The organism is Alkalihalobacillus sp. MEB130, assembly GCF_032335535.1.
Classification (GTDB): domain Bacteria; phylum Bacillota; class Bacilli; order Bacillales; family Bacillaceae_D; genus Halalkalibacter.
Genome location: NZ_JAOANA010000005.1, coordinates 104,910 through 119,664 on the forward strand (window position 1 = coordinate 104,910; position 14,755 = coordinate 119,664).

Consider the following 14,755-nt stretch of genomic DNA (forward strand, 5'->3'; position numbering starts at 1 on the left):
ACGTGTTTATCTGTAGTTATTCAATGATATGTTCTAATCCATAAATTAACGTATCAATGCGGAGCACAGAGTCTACTGCTAACTTGACTCCTGGCATAAATGAACTTCGGTCAATTGAATCATGGCGGATTGTTAGCGTTTGACCTACTCCACCAAAAATCACTTCCTGATGGGCAACAAGTCCAGGCAACCTGACACTATGTATTCTCATCCCTTCAAAATCTGCACCTCTAGCACCATCAAGCTCTTCTGTTTCTTTTGGATGCCCTTGTTGTTTTTGTTCCCTTACCTCTGAAATGAGTTGAGCCGTTTTTAACGCTGTTCCTGATGGGGCATCTAACTTACGGTCATGATGACGTTCTATAATCTCAACATCAGGTAAATACTTTGCAGCCATTTGGGAAAATTTCATCATTAAAATGGCTCCAACGGCAAAATTCGGTGCAATGATTGCCCCTATTCCCTTTTCTTCAGCTTTAGCACGTAATTCGGTAATATCTTCTTCTGTAAATCCTGTTGTTCCAACGACAGGACGAACACCGTTTGCAAAAGCAATTTCCATATGATTTTTTCCAAAAGCTGGAGCTGTCAAATCAATTAAAACATCGACCTTATTCTCTTCAAAACAACGCTGCATATTTGTATAAATTGGAACCTCAATATGATGAAATCCTTCCAAATCGCTCAATTTCATTCCTTCATGCTTTGAATCAACTACAGCAACTAGTTCAAATTCATCTGTAGTAGTTACCATCTTTACTGCTTCTTTTCCCATGTTGCCACGTGGACCAGCAACGACAATCTTCACTTTACTCATTTGATGCACCTTCTTTTTCTATTCTTGTCCAACGATCTTTGTCACGTGATTCAAATTTATCCATGACAAGATCGAATGCTTCTTCTAAATCAATATCAAGAGAATTGGCGAAACATATCAAAACAAACAAAATATCGCCCATTTCCTGTTCCATTGTTCTAACTTCTTCTGATGATTTCTTTGGCTTTTCTCCGTAATAATGGTTTACTTCGCGAGCTAATTCACCAACCTCTTCGCTCATCCTAGCGAGCATCGCTAACGGACTAAAATAGCCTTCTTTAAATTGTCCAATATATTGATCGACTTTCTCCTGCATTTCTTTCATCGACTTATCACTCACTTATGCTCACCTCACATCCTCCAAAATCCATGTTAGCGAAATGTTTCCACTTTGACAAATTATAAGTAACATTTGCCGTTATATGGAATTTTTTTATATAATAGGGCTTATCGTGTCGATTCTCCTTTTTCTCGCTCGTAGTTCAATAATGTATGTATGATTCCACTTGTTGCTACATGAATCTATAAATGTATTTTAGATCGAACACGTCATTTGTATTTTATCATAAGGAGGGGCAAAATGGCTTACAAGGTTCACTTCAAAAATATTCTTTTTATCTTACTTGGCTCTGCTATTCTTTCATTTGGACTTGTGTATTTTAATATGGAGAACAATTTAGCAGATGGAGGCTTTACAGGGATTACTCTTATTCTCTTTTTTATGTTCTCTATTAATCCAGCTATATCCAATCTTGTCTTAAACATTCCTCTCTTCTTTATTGGGTGGAAAATTTTAGGTAAGGTCACATTTATTTATACTATTATAGGAACTGTAGGGGTATCTGTTTTTCTTGAAATTTTTCAACGTTTTCCTATTTTTAGCATTCCGTTACATGATGATATGACACTCGCTGCTTTATTTGCTGGTGTATTTATTGGTGTTGGTCTTGGAATTGTTTTTAAGTATGGGGGTACAACAGGTGGTGTAGACATTATTGCCAAGTTAGGCTTTAAATATTTAGGGTGGAGTATGGGAAAAACCATGTTCATGTTTGATGCACTCGTGATCGCCACTTCCCTGATTTATTTAAATTACCGTGAAGCAATGTATACGCTATTAGCTGTCTTTGTCGCGGCAAAAGTTATCGATTTCATTCAACAAGGAGCCTATTCTGCTAAAGCTTCCCATATTATTTCTGATAAAGTCCCTGAAATTGCTGATGCGATTATGAAAGAGATGGATCGTGGTGCAACTATTTTAAAAGGAAAAGGGAGCTTTACAGGTAGCGACAAAGAGATTCTTTATTGTGTTGTCGGACGAAATGAATTAATTCGTTTAAAAACATTAGTCGAACGTATCGATCCTCATGCATTTGTTACTGTGAATGATGTACAAGATGTGATTGGAGAAGGCTTCACGCTCGATGAAAACAAAAAACCGTTACACATGTAAAAAGCTTGGAGCCTAGGCTCCAAGCTTTTTAGTCATCACTATTCATTCCGATATACATTAGAATAAATCGAACCAGTTCAAGTAATGCAACTAGTGCACCAGCTACATATGTTAACGCAGCTGCATTTAACACTTTTCGTGTATCACGCTCTTCGTCATTACGAATCACACCTGTTGAAACAATTTGCTCCATCGCTCGGCTAGAAGCATTAAATTCCACTGGCAATGTCACGAGTTGGAATAACACCGCAGCTGCCATAGCAAAGATACCTAGCAAAATGAAACCAGATGCTCCCATTAAAATACCTGCTAAAATTAAGAAGAATGACGCGTTTGATCCAAAACTAGCAACAGGAACGAGCGCGTGACGGAAACGTAAGAATGCATAGTTTTCAGCATCTTGCATCGCATGCCCGACTTCGTGAGCAGCAACAGCCGCACCAGCTACTGATGTTCCGTAATAGTTGTCCGTCGATAGTCGAACCACTTTCGAACGAGGATCATAATGGTCTGTTAACGTACCCCGAGTTTCTTCGATTCGAACGTCATATAAACCATTGTCATCAAGAATTTTCCTGGCAACTTGTGCCCCTGTCATACCAGAAGAGGTATGCACTTGTGAATACTTCTTGTAAGCGCCCTTCACTCTCATCTGTGCCCAAATTGGAATGATGAGAAGGAGGATAAAATAAACAATAAAACCCATTGAATGTACCACCTCTGTTGTTAGTTCTTTCTATTACATATTTTAAAATAGAACATCAAACAAAGTCAAACAAAAACCCTATTCGAACAGTGTTTTCAAGCATTTCTCACAATTTTGTCACATCATTATTCCTTCACACGAACTTTTTGCTTTTCGGCTTTGTATTTTTTGTACCCAACATATGATAATGACATGGTGATCATTCCTCCGATTGTAAACATCACCCACCACAGAGACGGATCAGCACTATCTTCTTTTACTCGGTTGTACAAATTCGTCCATTCAGCCTCCATTACTTCAATATGGCTGACCACATTATCTTGATCAAGATTTTCCGATCTCATACGCTCTAAATAAGTTACTTGCGAATCAATTCTCTGCAATTCTTGGGGTTCAATGTTAATTAATAGGGCTGGACGTATCATATTATAATGCCTAAGAAATTCATTAAAACGATGTTGGTACGCTTGGTTATCTCCTTCTGTCATAGAGCTTTTCATAGTCTCTAGCGACTGCATAACAGATTTTTCTGTATGCAACCAAAGAGGATGGTGTTCACTAGAAAGAGCATCAACAGCAAGACGAAAAGCGGTTACTTGATAAATTCGTTTATCTAAAGGCATATCTATAGATGTCACAGCTTCCACTGCCCCTTCAAATGATCCTGTTACTGTCCGTAACGAAGTCATCGTAATCCCCTCTTGTTGAAAATCAATGTCTAAAAAAGATACAGAAAAATAATCCAACAATTGCTTAGCTTCTTCATATTGTTCTTGTTTGACTAACTGAAGGATTTGGTCGGATGTATGATTCAATTCTTTCCATGTATGTAGCGAAGTCGTCTCATCCGCTTTTATACTTATTGGAAAACTAAAAACGAGAACGGCTACCACTGCCATGATTACTTGACGCATGTTTGTCCCTCCTTCTTCTCATAACATCCTATGAAGAAATGGACAAGAGTAGACCAAGAAAGAGAGACAACCTTTAAGATATTTCTAATTTCAATCTATTTCTTCTTACTCCTAACCAATAAACGACAGCAATAGAGAACATACTTAACCAGAACGTAAAGTATCCAATTGTTTGGATTTCTGGAACCAGCCGTGGTGAGACCCACGGGTGCATCATAAATACATAGTCAATGATATCATTATGTAGAGTCCAGACAGCTGCAACAAGTAAATGCCATGGCTTTATTCGAAAGTAAGGAGAGTACAAAACAGCTTGCAGTGCCATCCCGGCATGTGAGGCAATTAACATCCAGTTCACCCACGTTAACGTATCACCAGCATACCCAGCAGCAAGGTTCATGACCACAGCCCAAATTCCATACTTTATTAATGTTACAGCAGCTAACGCCTCAATAATCGGCCAGTTTCTCTTGAGAAAAAAAGCAACCAACACAAACACAAAAAACAGACTAGCCGTTGGACTATCAGGAACAAATAATAAAAAATGTGACGGCGTTACCTCTAGTTGCCGCTGATACCAAATATACCCGTAAATCGTACCAGGTATATTAATTAGTAACAATAAGACAATCACCCATTTCTGACCAAACCATTCGAGCAGTTGTTTTCCCATTTTTCTTTCCAACCTTTTTTAACTATATTTTGATATGAAAAAAGCTGACTAGAATAGTCAGCTTTTTCTATTATTCATCTTCAGGTTGACCATGTGCTGCAATGTATTCAGCAAGAACTTCAAGTTCTTCGTCTGTACCTTCAAATAAACCAGCAGGCATAGAGCCAATACCGTTAGTAATAACATCCATAATTTCTTCAGCAGTCTTTTCTGTATCTAGCAGCGAAGGACCACCAGCACCACCCGTCATTGTATCACCGTGACAGCCAATACATGACGCATGTGCAGAATAGATCTCATATCCATGAGCTTCTGTATTAATATCTGCTTCTTCTACGATCGCACCTTGTTCAGCAGCAGCTTCCCAGTCATGTTGGTCTACTGATTCCCAAGTTAAGTAGAAGATTGAAATGAAACCAAGCATCATCATACTAGATGCAATTGGACGTCTAAATGGTCGACGTTCTTTACCTGTATCTAACCACGGCGCAAGTAAAAGTGCACCAAAAGCTAGACCTGGCATAACGATTGTCCCGATAACGTTAAAGTCACCAGAAGCATATTGATATTTAAGTAACTGATACAAGAATAAGAAGTACCAGTCTGGTAATGGAATATATCCAGCATCAGTAGGATCAGCCATACGCTCAAGCGGCGCAGGATGAGCCACTGTGATAAGAAGGTAACCCATTAAGAAAACTGCACCAACCATCCACTCTTTTAAGAGGAAGTTCGGCCAGAACGCTTCTGTTTTACCTGGATATTCCGAGTAGTCTTTAGGAATATTGGGTTTGCGATTATTTGCCTTGACACGAGAGTCACCGACAAACTTCATCCCTTTACCACGTTCCATCTCGTTCCCTCCTTTTCAATTGTCAGCTTGAAAGCATCTTGAGTTAATTAAAATCTTACAACGGACCAGAAATACCTTGTTTACGGATCATGTAGAAGTGAGCCGCTAGCAGGCCAAGTAGCGCTGCTGGTAAGAAGAATACGTGGATAGCAAAGAAACGAGCTAATGTTGCTGCACCAATAATTTCTCCACCGGCAAGCAATGTCTTTGTAAATCCACCAACAATCGGTACACTTTCAGCAATTTGAAGTACAACCGCTGTTGCGAAGTATGCCTTCATATCCCAAGGTAATAAGTAACCCGTTACTCCTAATGCAAGCATAACAAAGAAAATAAGGACACCAACTACCCAGTTTAATTCACGAGGCTTCTTGTACGATCCTGTAAAGAAGACACGCAATGTGTGTAAAAACATCATAACAATAACCAAACTCGCGCCCCAGTGGTGCATACCACGTACGATTACACCAAAAGCGACTTCATTTTGTAAGTATGCTACGGATTGATAAGCGTTGACAATATCTGGCACATAATACATTGTTAAAAACATTCCAGATAAAATCTGAATAACTGTAATAAAGAATGTTAGTCCTCCAAAACAGTAAACGAACGCAGAGAAGTGGTGAGCCGGATTAACATGCTCTGGTACTTCATGATCGGCAATATCGCGCCACATTGGCGTAATATCAAGACGCTCATCAACGTAGTCGTAAATTTTTTGAAGCATCGATTACGCCCCTCCTTATGTTCGTTGATTAATTGAACCTAATTTTACTCTTCCATCTTCCACTACGACTTCATAAACGTCCAATGGACGTTGTGGAGGTGTACCCGGAACGTTAATACCATCCCTATCAAACCTTCCGAAATGACATGGACAGAAGAATTCATTAGGTTCTTGAGTTCCATAAGCTACCGTACAGCCTAGATGTGTACATGTTGGTGATAATGCTGTTACCGTGTTATCTCGTATGTAGATATACGCTTCACGAGTTACTTCAGATTCATACCATGCATCTGTTTGTTCAAATGAAAATCTGAATACCTGTGGCTCTTCTGTTAGTTCATCCACATCACATACATAAACCAGGTCTGATTCCGCACCAGCCTTAAGCGCAGGATCAAGTGCAAACCTGGCCATAGGCATTAACATACCTGCTGCCATAAAGCCACCAACACCTGTAAGTGTGTACGTTAAAAATTGTCGTCGTGAAACTCTGTGGTCTTTTTCACTCACTTGTTTTCCCCCCCTTACTCAATAAGGTAAACCCAAAAATGGGCACAAAATAAGCACATATAATACTAGGACATACCCATGATAATACAACACGAATGAATAAGCAACATTTTCCGCATTCTGGCACAAAATTGGCATAAATTCATGAGTAAGTTTATAAAAAGGTCATTGACTATCATAACAGAATTTGCTCTTTAATCAAAATTAGAAAGAGTGAGCACCCTTTCAACATAAAAAAAGCTTCATTAGGGGTTATGAATACCTAAGTGAAGCTTCCATCATTTTCAAAACGTGCTACTTGCTTTGCCAAAGACTTGTCATGATCGGAATTAGTTGTTTCATTTGATCGCCAATGACATCTTTTTTGTAATTGTTATCCATATGTTCCAAAGGAATAGTGGGTAACCATAGCAACATATCATCTAATTCGCCTTCTACAGCCTTCCACTCTCCATCTGATGTTACATAGATAATATGATTAATTCCTCCAGCTCGTAATTCCTCTTCCCACAACTTGATACGCTCAATTCTACCTGGGATTGATTCCGATTTAAGATAACTAAAGGCAGGAAACTGGACAACTCTCCCATGAAACTGCTTTTCAATTTCATTAGCCATTATAAAAATAAATTCACCCATAGCAACCGTATGCTTGATTTCGTTTTTCCACGAAATTGGGATTAGCGGAACCATTGCTGTATCAACGTACTCTTTTGCCTGTAAATATGTATCCATTTCAGTCGCTTGCCACTTCATTCGTACACACCTTTCACATTAGTAAATCCGTTCTTAATTATGTTAAGCAACGGTAAGAGGATGACCCTTTAACGATCAATTTACAGTACATCATACATGACTGAATTAGAAAGGAAAAGAGTCACCCCCTATTTATCTTTAATTTTCGTCTATTTGTTTTAATTCCCACACTAATTGGTGGAAACGGCATTCATCTTGTTCATCTAATGCCTGATCAATCTCTTTAATAAGACGTTCCTTCTTAAACGATTTTAATGAACGATCTAATAACCATTCCGTTTCTTGTTGAAATGCCACAGCAAGCTCTAGGTTTTCAGGAATATGCGGGTTGTCTTCAAGGACAACAAGATACGGTGGGTATTGTCTTGCTCCAGTGAAATGAAGTTCAATATAGATGTCCTCCGTCTGATTTAAACGAATATCATGAAAAGCTTTTTCTGCATCAGTCGTAATGTGCTTTTCTTTGTGAAATGAAAACGGAATGCTATCTACGCCTTTGGCTGAAATTATTAACGCTTTTGGAGTATGCGCTGCCTGTTCAACAAAGTGTACTCTTTCCATTAACTCATCATCACTCATCAAATAATTTAATAACCATGCACATTCACGTCTTTTCAATTCAAACTGTTGTAAAAAGGTTTTAAGAAACTCCTTTTTATCAACAACTGGAATGATGTTGCCCACGCTCACCCCTCCTATCATCCTTCTCCATTCATGACTATTCACTTGATGGATTGTATGATGTTAGTATTCGCTAAATTCTTTTCATTTCCTTTAAAAAAGATGATTTCACTGTAAATTTTCAAGTAATTGGACTATATCCATTCTCTCTGGCTGTAATGCGCGAAGCTTTTGAAAATATTTAATAGCTTGATCGCGCATTCCGTACTCAAGTAGAAAATATCCATATTCCTCTAAAAAATCGTGATCTTCTTCAAATGTCTGTTCAATTTCTTTATATCGCTCATATGCTTTTTCATAATCATCTAGCTCCTTGAGCGCCGTTGCTTCATACCACGTATACATGGAGTCTTCCTCCCCATATTCACGCATATGATCCATTAATTCAGATAGCTCATCAAACGATTCACTGTGCTTAAGGTATGCAGCTAGTGTCTGAACTGCTTCAACATTCGATGGATTCAGTGCAATGACTTTTCTTAATAATGCTTCTCCATCTTCAGGATTCTGTCTTTTAAAACTTAATTTTGCTGCATGGATGTAAAGTGTTTCATTATATTCATCTACCTTCAAGCCTTTTTCTAGCGTTTCAAATGCATCATCAAGTCTTCCTTCAGCTTCTAACGCTTTTGCCAAATAAGGATAAAGACTTGAGTAATCAGGGTCAAGAGCTCTCAGTGCTTCTAACTGCTCAATCGCTAAGATCATATCCCCCACTTGATAAGCCGTAAACCCATAACCAAACAACGCATTCGGATCAAGGTGATTTTTCAACCCTTTCGCATAGTACTGCAAAGCTTCTTCAAATTGACCGCTTGCACTATAAGCATCAGCAAGCAATAATTCTATATGTACATTCGGTATACTCTCTTTAGCATGAACTGCTTTTTTTAGAAAAGGAATGCTCTTTAAATAATCTCCCCGCTCTAAATAAAATTCCCCAAGCCCATAAGAAATAATCACCTCATCCGGCGCTACTTTCGCAGCTAAAAGTAACTTTTGTTCAGCAACCTCATCAAGCGATTGCATCTGATAAAGGTCAGCAAGAAGTAATTGAGCTTGTAAAAAAGCCGGATCTTCTTTTTTTATTTCCTGAAGCATTTCTATCGCTTCATCTTCTTCATCCATATCAATTAAAAGTTCAGCTGCAAACGTGTATAATCCCCCTTCATCAGGATAAAGAGCTAGTAAATCATCTACTATTTTCTTCGCTTTTTCAACATGCCCTAGTTCATGATACAATTCCGCAATTTCATGTTTCATTTGATGATCAGCCTGTTTCTCTAAACGAGATAACTGTTCAAGACCTTCTTTTACATGGCCACTTTCTATATCATGCAATACTTGCTTTAGTACATTCATTTATACATCCTCCAAATTCTTTCCCAACATAAATACTACTTTCGACACGAATGATTTTTCCCCTTTCAAAAAAAGAAGAAACCATCATTCAACAGAATGACGGCAAAAAATAGTCCCATTACATTAAGCTCACCTGTTGCTCCGTACTGTCAGATAGATCTGACAAAGACAAGAACCTTCCTGGACGATTGATATCTATTAATCGACCATAGCCAGGTTTAAGTGAAATCGTTTCATTCGCCTTGACGATTTCTCCTTTTATAACAACAATAACCGGCTCTCTTTCATGATAAACAATAGTCTCTTTTGGTGCAACCTTTTGATCAATTGCGTGTACTCTTTCATTCCTATCGTCCGTAAAAAGAAGGTAATCTGCATCACTTCCCGATAACAACACTCCTTTTAATGGATACAACCCTACCTTTTGTAATAATGACTTTTTCCAACTAACAAGAATGTCTAACGGTTCTGAAGTATGAATTTGAAATTCAGAACAGTTTTTCACCCATTCTTTTAACAGCACTGCTTCAAGCCTTTTGGAATCAGGCGCAATTTCAGGAATTAATACGGTTGGATAGGTTAATAGAGCTTGTGAAAGATGCGTCCACGGAAGAGTTCTAATCTGTTCAAAAGATTGAATAACGACTCTAACAAAGGGAATACGTAGATTTTGACACTTACGTAGCACTTCCGGTCGTAACAATGTAGCAGAAAACGTTAAACCGACTACATAATCTAATGTACTGCTTGCCATAGCATGTTTTGCTCTTTTTATCACTGCTTCCATGTCACATTCGTACTTTACTTCTGGAGCAACGGCAACTCCCGTACATCCTTTTTTTATGAGATAACTTTGCCTATCTTGAAAGGCTTGAAAATCTTCACAATTAATAAGTTCATTGTCATACATAATTCTTCCATTTGTCATCAACGTTCCTGACATATCAACGCGCTGTTTATTCCATTTTCCAAAAGAGTTTGTGACATAATTAATTTGACCATCATCAATTAAGTAAGACCGCATCTCATTTCGCTCTTCATCAATTTTCGTAGCTTTGTCCAATAAATACATCACGGTTCCCTCCTACAATGGTGAGTTATAGACAAGCTATGATTGAAAAAGAAAAAAGAGAACACTAATTAAGTTCTTTTTATAATCAGAATTTTTTCTTTTTTGTCTTGACTTTTCCTTTAATCAGTTTATAATAAAAGTAAGCGTATGGTTTCTCTCCACTCCTATCCATACAACATTTTAGCTTTTGCTAAGACCTCATTTGAAAACGCTTACGTTTTCGATGAGGGATTTTTTTTATGAATAAAGAAAAGAGCAATGGAATAAAAAACATTCCACTACTCTCTTTTTTTGAACGATCTCTTTTATTTATAAACTAATCTTGTTGAAGCTCTTTAATATGTTGGAAGAAGTTTGGATAGGATACAGCAATCGCATCGCTTCGATTAATTTCAACATCTCCATCTGTAATTAACCCAGCAACAGCCATAGCCATTCCAATTCGATGATCACCAAAGCTACTAACTTCAGCTCCCTGAAGGGATGTTCGGCCTTCGATAATCATTCCATCGTCTGTTGCTTGAATAGAGGCTCCTAATTTTGTTAACTCACTTACAACTGTATCAATTCGGTTTGTTTCTTTGACTTTTAACTCTTCGGCATCACGAATAATCGTTTTCCCTTTTGCTTGTGTTGCCAAAACAGCAATAACAGGAATCTCATCAATAAGTCGTGGAATGAGATCCCCTCCAATTTCGATACCTTGTAACTCTGAAGTTTGTATCGTAATATCTGCGATTGGTTCTCCTCCAACAAGCTTTTCATTTTGTATAGACATTGTGGCACCCATTTTTTCTAACACATCTACAATTCCTGAACGAGTTGGATTCATCCCTACTCCTTGAATGGTGATCATGCTATTTGGAACAATAGCAGCTGCAACTAAGAAAAAGGCTGCAGAAGAAATATCTCCTGGTACAACAATATGTTGAGCCTTTAATGTTTGACCACCTTCTACCGAAACGGTTAATCCCTCTCTTTTTACGTGAACGCCATACGCCTCAAGCATTCTTTCGGTATGGTCCCTAGATAGAGCTGGTTCGGAGACAGATGTACTTCCCTCACTTTGTAATCCCGCGAGCAAAATTGCCGATTTTACTTGTGCACTTGCTACTTTGGATTGATACTGAATCCCTTTCGTTGCTCCTCCGCGAATGGAAAGTGGTGTATAGTTTCCGGTATCACGTCCATCTATGATCGACCCCATTTCGCGCAGAGGATCTGTCACGCGAGCCATTGGGCGTTTGGCGATTGAATCATCCCCAATAATCACCGAATGGAAAGGACGAGTCGCTAAAATTCCTAGCATAAGCCGAGTCGTTGTACCTGAATTCCCTACATCGAGAATGTCACTAGGTTCTTGTAACCCATCCCATCCTTGTCCATTGATGGTCACCTTGTCCCCTTCTTGTTGAATGGAAACACCTAATTTCTGAAAGCATGAAATGGTACTTAAGCAATCCTCACCTGGTAAAAACCCTTCTACAGTCGTCGTTCCTTCTGCAATCGCTCCGAACATAACGGCGCGATGTGAAATCGATTTGTCTCCAGGAACTCGAATACTTCCCGTTAACCCTACATGAGATTGTTTCACAATAGCGGTAGTCATTTTCTTCCTCCTATTACTATTCATTCTTTACCTAAACGCAAGCTCAATCACAAAACGGAGAAGATCGCTCCATTTTGAGACTTCGTCAATTATAGTTGTTGCAATGGCTCCTCTCGCTGCGCGACATGCAGGAGAAGCCCATTCCTGCATGCCTTAAAATCCAGCCGCGGCTCCGCTCATTGCATCAATCATAACAAAACGGAGAAGATCGCTCCATTTTGTTATGATCTACAGTATATACGTGTCATACATTTCTTGTTGTAGGTGGATTTGGGCTCTTTCTCGGTCTTCTTCGGAACGGAAGCTGAGTCTAAGAACACCCATAATGTCTTCTCTTGTTTCCAAAATACGAATATTCGTTAAACTTATTTGATGTTGTGCCAATATTCCTGTCACATCTGAAATAACCCCTGGATGGTCAGGAACATCTACAAATAAATCATAAAAAGAAGGAATGGCTCCTTTTTTTCGAACAGGAAGCCCGTCTCTGAAGTCTTTCGCTTCTTGAAAATATGTAAAGATTTCCTCGCCGCTTTCTTGTTCAATTAATTCTTTTACACATTGCATCTCACGAGTCCAAGAGTCTAATAATTGCAATAAACTTTCTTTGTTATGCAATAGAATGTCTCTCCACATTGTTGGACTAGCTGAAGCAATACGAGTGATATCCCTAAATCCACCTGCCGCTAACCTAGAAACAAGAGGCTCCTCTCCTTCTATTTTGGAGATTTGATGAACCAAGCTTGCAGCAATTACATGTGGAAAATGACTAATAGCTCCTGCCAATCGATCATGTTGCTCAGCTGACAATTCAATAAATGTCGCTTTTGTACCTTTTAACCAATTTTGCAGTTGAATAATGGCACGAACATCCGTATTTTCAACAGGTGTTAAAATATAAAAAGCATTTTCAAATAAATGTGCTCTTGCGGCTTCAACTCCACTTTTATGAGAGCCTGCCATTGGGTGACCACCTATAAAAGTTACCTTTTTATCTTTTAAGCATGCCGCTTTTTCGACTATTCTAACTTTTGTACTTCCAACATCTGTAATGATCGCTCCTCGTTTCAAATCAAAACGAGCCAACTCTTCTAATAATTGCTCTGTTTTTAAAACAGGAGTAGCTAAAATAATTAAATCTGCTCCATTTACACCTTCTTCAAATGATACAGGAGCTTCATCTATCACCTTTAATGATAACGCAACTCGTAATTGCTCATCTGAAATATCATAGCCCCGAATATGAACATCGTGCTCTTTCCTAATAGCAAGTGCGATAGAGCCACCAATCAACCCGAGTCCTACGATAAAAACCGTTCGTTTCATGCTGTACCCCTTCCCCGATCAAAAAGATATCCTTCATCTTATGAAGCGATAATAGGATAAAACCAATTTATTAGCTACGAAGACTAGCATTGGTTCAAACCATTGCTTCGAGGGCACTGAAAAGGGAATGCGCCTTTTTTTCAGTGCCCTCAATCATGAAAGACGATTTATCTTAACTCTTGCTTATTGCCCTACTACTTTAGTGAGTAGCATTTCTTCTAAGACAGCAAACAATTCTTTATTTTCCTCTTCTGTTCCAGCAGTTATTCGCACACAAGTAGGGAAACCAAGTGCTTGACCTGATCTGACAATGAATCCTTTCTTCAATAAATAATCAAAGATTTCATCACCAGGAGTATTAAAATCAATTAATATGAAATTCGTTTGTGAAGGATAATACTTTAATTGATGTTTATCACAAAATTCCTCAAATTGTTTCAGAGCTTCTGTATTTTTTTCCACACATGTCTGGATAAAAGCATCATCTTCAAGTGCTGCCGCTGCTGCCGCATGTGAAAAAGTCGTGTTATTAAATGGCGGTCTCACCGGGTCAATTAACGAAATAAGGGAAGGGTTCGCCACACCATAGCCGATACGTAACGCAGCAAGTCCATACGCTTTTGAAAATGTGCGTAAAATCATAAGGTTATCATACTTTTTAAGCAATGGTAACGTTTCTGGATAATCATCGACCGTCACATACTCATAGTATGCTTCATCTGAAACAACAAGGACATGGGAAGGAACACGCTCTAAGAAATTCAAAAATGCCGTTTCATTTACATATGTACCTGAAGGATTATTAGGATTACATACCCACACAATTCTTGTATTGTCATCGATCTCCTCTAGCATTGCATCCAAGTCATGAACACCATCTATAGATGGAACCTCACGAACTTCAGCTCCTTCAATGGTTGCGTTAAGTTTATATTGAGAAAAAGTCGGATCAGCTGTTACCGTATTTGTGTCAGGTGATAAAAAGGCACGGCATAAAAATTGAATAACTTCATCTGAACCATTTCCAAAAATAAGTTGATTTTCGTCTACACCGATTTTACTAGCAACTTTTTCTCTAATATCTGCTGCATATCCATCAGGATAAATCGCCGTTTGTGATGCCGCGTCTTGAATCGCTTTCGCTGCCTTAGGAGAAGCTCCATAAGGATTTTCATTAGAAGCAAGCTTTACAACTTTAGTTAATCCTAGTTCTCTTTTTACTTCTTCAATCGGTTTACCCGGCTTATAGGACGGCAAGCCATGTAATTGAGCCTTTGCTTTCATTATTGCACCTCA

Annotated in this window: 16 protein-coding genes; 1 reads left to right on the top strand and 15 read right to left on the bottom strand. The window is 38.5% G+C overall.

The features are described from left to right. Positions 1-16 precede the first annotated feature (16 nt). The gene (dapB, locus tag N0O92_RS07070) at positions 17-817 is read right to left on the bottom strand and encodes a 4-hydroxy-tetrahydrodipicolinate reductase (RefSeq protein WP_315613963.1); all 801 of its coding nucleotides are present in this window, start codon (positions 815-817) and stop codon (positions 17-19) included. Beyond that, positions 810-1,142: a nucleotide pyrophosphohydrolase gene (locus N0O92_RS07075; RefSeq protein WP_396334480.1), complete on the bottom strand. Its 333-nt coding sequence runs from the start codon at positions 1,140-1,142 to the stop codon at positions 810-812. The genes dapB and N0O92_RS07075 overlap by 8 nt, the downstream gene beginning before the upstream one ends. A 255-nt stretch (positions 1,143-1,397) precedes the next feature. On the opposite strand from N0O92_RS07075, the gene N0O92_RS07080 reads away from it, so the two are divergent. After that, entirely contained in the window at positions 1,398-2,270 is an 873-nt protein-coding gene (locus N0O92_RS07080) for a YitT family protein (protein ID WP_315613965.1), read from the top strand. A gap of 28 nt (positions 2,271-2,298) precedes the next feature. Here N0O92_RS07080 and N0O92_RS07085 read toward each other — a convergent pair whose 3' ends face one another. The 13 genes from N0O92_RS07085 to hisC form a co-directional block, all read right to left on the bottom strand. Next, positions 2,299-2,976 (bottom strand): zinc metallopeptidase, encoded by a 678-nt coding sequence (locus tag N0O92_RS07085; RefSeq protein WP_315613966.1) that lies wholly within the window; start codon positions 2,974-2,976, stop codon positions 2,299-2,301. A gap of 125 nt (positions 2,977-3,101) precedes the next feature. Next, positions 3,102-3,890 (bottom strand): sporulation protein YpjB, encoded by a 789-nt coding sequence (ypjB, locus tag N0O92_RS07090; RefSeq protein ID WP_315613967.1) that lies wholly within the window; start codon positions 3,888-3,890, stop codon positions 3,102-3,104. Between the two features lie 73 nt (positions 3,891-3,963). Next, complete coding sequence (gene lhaT / locus N0O92_RS07095) at positions 3,964-4,563, bottom strand: lipoprotein heptaprenylglyceryl N-acetyltransferase LhaT (RefSeq protein ID WP_315613968.1); 600 nt, start codon at positions 4,561-4,563, stop codon at positions 3,964-3,966. 70 nt (positions 4,564-4,633) lie between these two features. Continuing rightward, on the bottom strand, positions 4,634-5,416 hold the full coding sequence (locus tag N0O92_RS07100; protein ID WP_315613969.1) for a menaquinol-cytochrome c reductase cytochrome b/c subunit: 783 nt from the start codon (positions 5,414-5,416) through the stop codon (positions 4,634-4,636). 55 nt (positions 5,417-5,471) lie between these two features. After that, positions 5,472-6,143 carry a menaquinol-cytochrome c reductase cytochrome b subunit gene (qcrB, locus tag N0O92_RS07105; RefSeq protein WP_034628475.1) on the bottom strand — a complete coding sequence of 224 codons (672 nt, stop codon included), beginning with the start codon at positions 6,141-6,143 and terminating at the stop codon, positions 5,472-5,474. 15 nt (positions 6,144-6,158) lie between these two features. Then, positions 6,159-6,653, bottom strand: coding sequence for a Rieske (2Fe-2S) protein (locus N0O92_RS07110; RefSeq protein ID WP_315613970.1), 495 nt, complete (start codon positions 6,651-6,653; stop codon positions 6,159-6,161). 294 nt (positions 6,654-6,947) lie between these two features. Further along, positions 6,948-7,409 carry a YpiF family protein gene (locus N0O92_RS07115; protein WP_315613971.1) on the bottom strand — a complete coding sequence of 154 codons (462 nt, stop codon included), beginning with the start codon at positions 7,407-7,409 and terminating at the stop codon, positions 6,948-6,950. A gap of 138 nt (positions 7,410-7,547) precedes the next feature. After that, positions 7,548-8,093, bottom strand: a complete 546-nt coding sequence (locus tag N0O92_RS07120) for a ReoY family proteolytic degradation factor (RefSeq protein WP_315613972.1) — start codon at positions 8,091-8,093, stop codon at positions 7,548-7,550. Positions 8,094-8,198: 105 nt separating this feature from the next. Continuing rightward, a complete protein-coding gene (locus tag N0O92_RS07125) occupies positions 8,199-9,452 on the bottom strand; it encodes a tetratricopeptide repeat protein (protein WP_315613973.1) in 1,254 nt (417 codons plus the stop codon). A 118-nt stretch (positions 9,453-9,570) separates the two neighbouring features. Then, entirely contained in the window at positions 9,571-10,524 is a 954-nt protein-coding gene (locus tag N0O92_RS07130; protein WP_315613974.1) for a hypothetical protein, read from the bottom strand. Positions 10,525-10,840: 316 nt separating this feature from the next. Next, positions 10,841-12,133 (bottom strand): 3-phosphoshikimate 1-carboxyvinyltransferase, encoded by a 1,293-nt coding sequence (gene aroA, locus N0O92_RS07135; RefSeq protein ID WP_315613975.1) that lies wholly within the window; start codon positions 12,131-12,133, stop codon positions 10,841-10,843. Between the two features lie 228 nt (positions 12,134-12,361). Then, complete coding sequence (locus tag N0O92_RS07140; protein ID WP_315613976.1) at positions 12,362-13,459, bottom strand: prephenate dehydrogenase; 1,098 nt, start codon at positions 13,457-13,459, stop codon at positions 12,362-12,364. 183 nt (positions 13,460-13,642) lie between these two features. Beyond that, complete coding sequence (gene hisC / locus N0O92_RS07145; protein WP_315613977.1) at positions 13,643-14,743, bottom strand: histidinol-phosphate transaminase; 1,101 nt, start codon at positions 14,741-14,743, stop codon at positions 13,643-13,645. Positions 14,744-14,755 lie beyond the last annotated feature (12 nt).

Excerpts from the sequence above, each read along its gene's own strand:
- dapB (WP_315613963.1), bottom strand. The coding sequence starts at position 817 with ATGAGTAAAGTGAAGATTGTCGTTGCTGGTCCACGTGGCAACATGGGA.
- N0O92_RS07075 (WP_396334480.1), bottom strand. The coding sequence starts at position 1,142 with ATGAAAGAAATGCAGGAGAAAGTCGATCAATATATTGGACAATTTAAA.
- N0O92_RS07080 (WP_315613965.1), top strand. The coding sequence starts at position 1,398 with ATGGCTTACAAGGTTCACTTCAAAAATATTCTTTTTATCTTACTTGGC.
- N0O92_RS07085 (WP_315613966.1), bottom strand. The coding sequence starts at position 2,976 with ATGGGTTTTATTGTTTATTTTATCCTCCTTCTCATCATTCCAATTTGG.
- ypjB (WP_315613967.1), bottom strand. The coding sequence starts at position 3,890 with ATGCGTCAAGTAATCATGGCAGTGGTAGCCGTTCTCGTTTTTAGTTTT.
- lhaT (WP_315613968.1), bottom strand. The coding sequence starts at position 4,563 with ATGGGAAAACAACTGCTCGAATGGTTTGGTCAGAAATGGGTGATTGTC.
- N0O92_RS07100 (WP_315613969.1), bottom strand. The coding sequence starts at position 5,416 with ATGGAACGTGGTAAAGGGATGAAGTTTGTCGGTGACTCTCGTGTCAAG.
- qcrB (WP_034628475.1), bottom strand. The coding sequence starts at position 6,143 with ATGCTTCAAAAAATTTACGACTACGTTGATGAGCGTCTTGATATTACG.
- N0O92_RS07115 (WP_315613971.1), bottom strand. The coding sequence starts at position 7,409 with ATGAAGTGGCAAGCGACTGAAATGGATACATATTTACAGGCAAAAGAG.
- N0O92_RS07125 (WP_315613973.1), bottom strand. The coding sequence starts at position 9,452 with ATGAATGTACTAAAGCAAGTATTGCATGATATAGAAAGTGGCCATGTA.
- N0O92_RS07130 (WP_315613974.1), bottom strand. The coding sequence starts at position 10,524 with ATGTATTTATTGGACAAAGCTACGAAAATTGATGAAGAGCGAAATGAG.
- aroA (WP_315613975.1), bottom strand. The coding sequence starts at position 12,133 with ATGACTACCGCTATTGTGAAACAATCTCATGTAGGGTTAACGGGAAGT.
- N0O92_RS07140 (WP_315613976.1), bottom strand. The coding sequence starts at position 13,459 with ATGAAACGAACGGTTTTTATCGTAGGACTCGGGTTGATTGGTGGCTCT.
- hisC (WP_315613977.1), bottom strand. The coding sequence starts at position 14,743 with ATGAAAGCAAAGGCTCAATTACATGGCTTGCCGTCCTATAAGCCGGGT.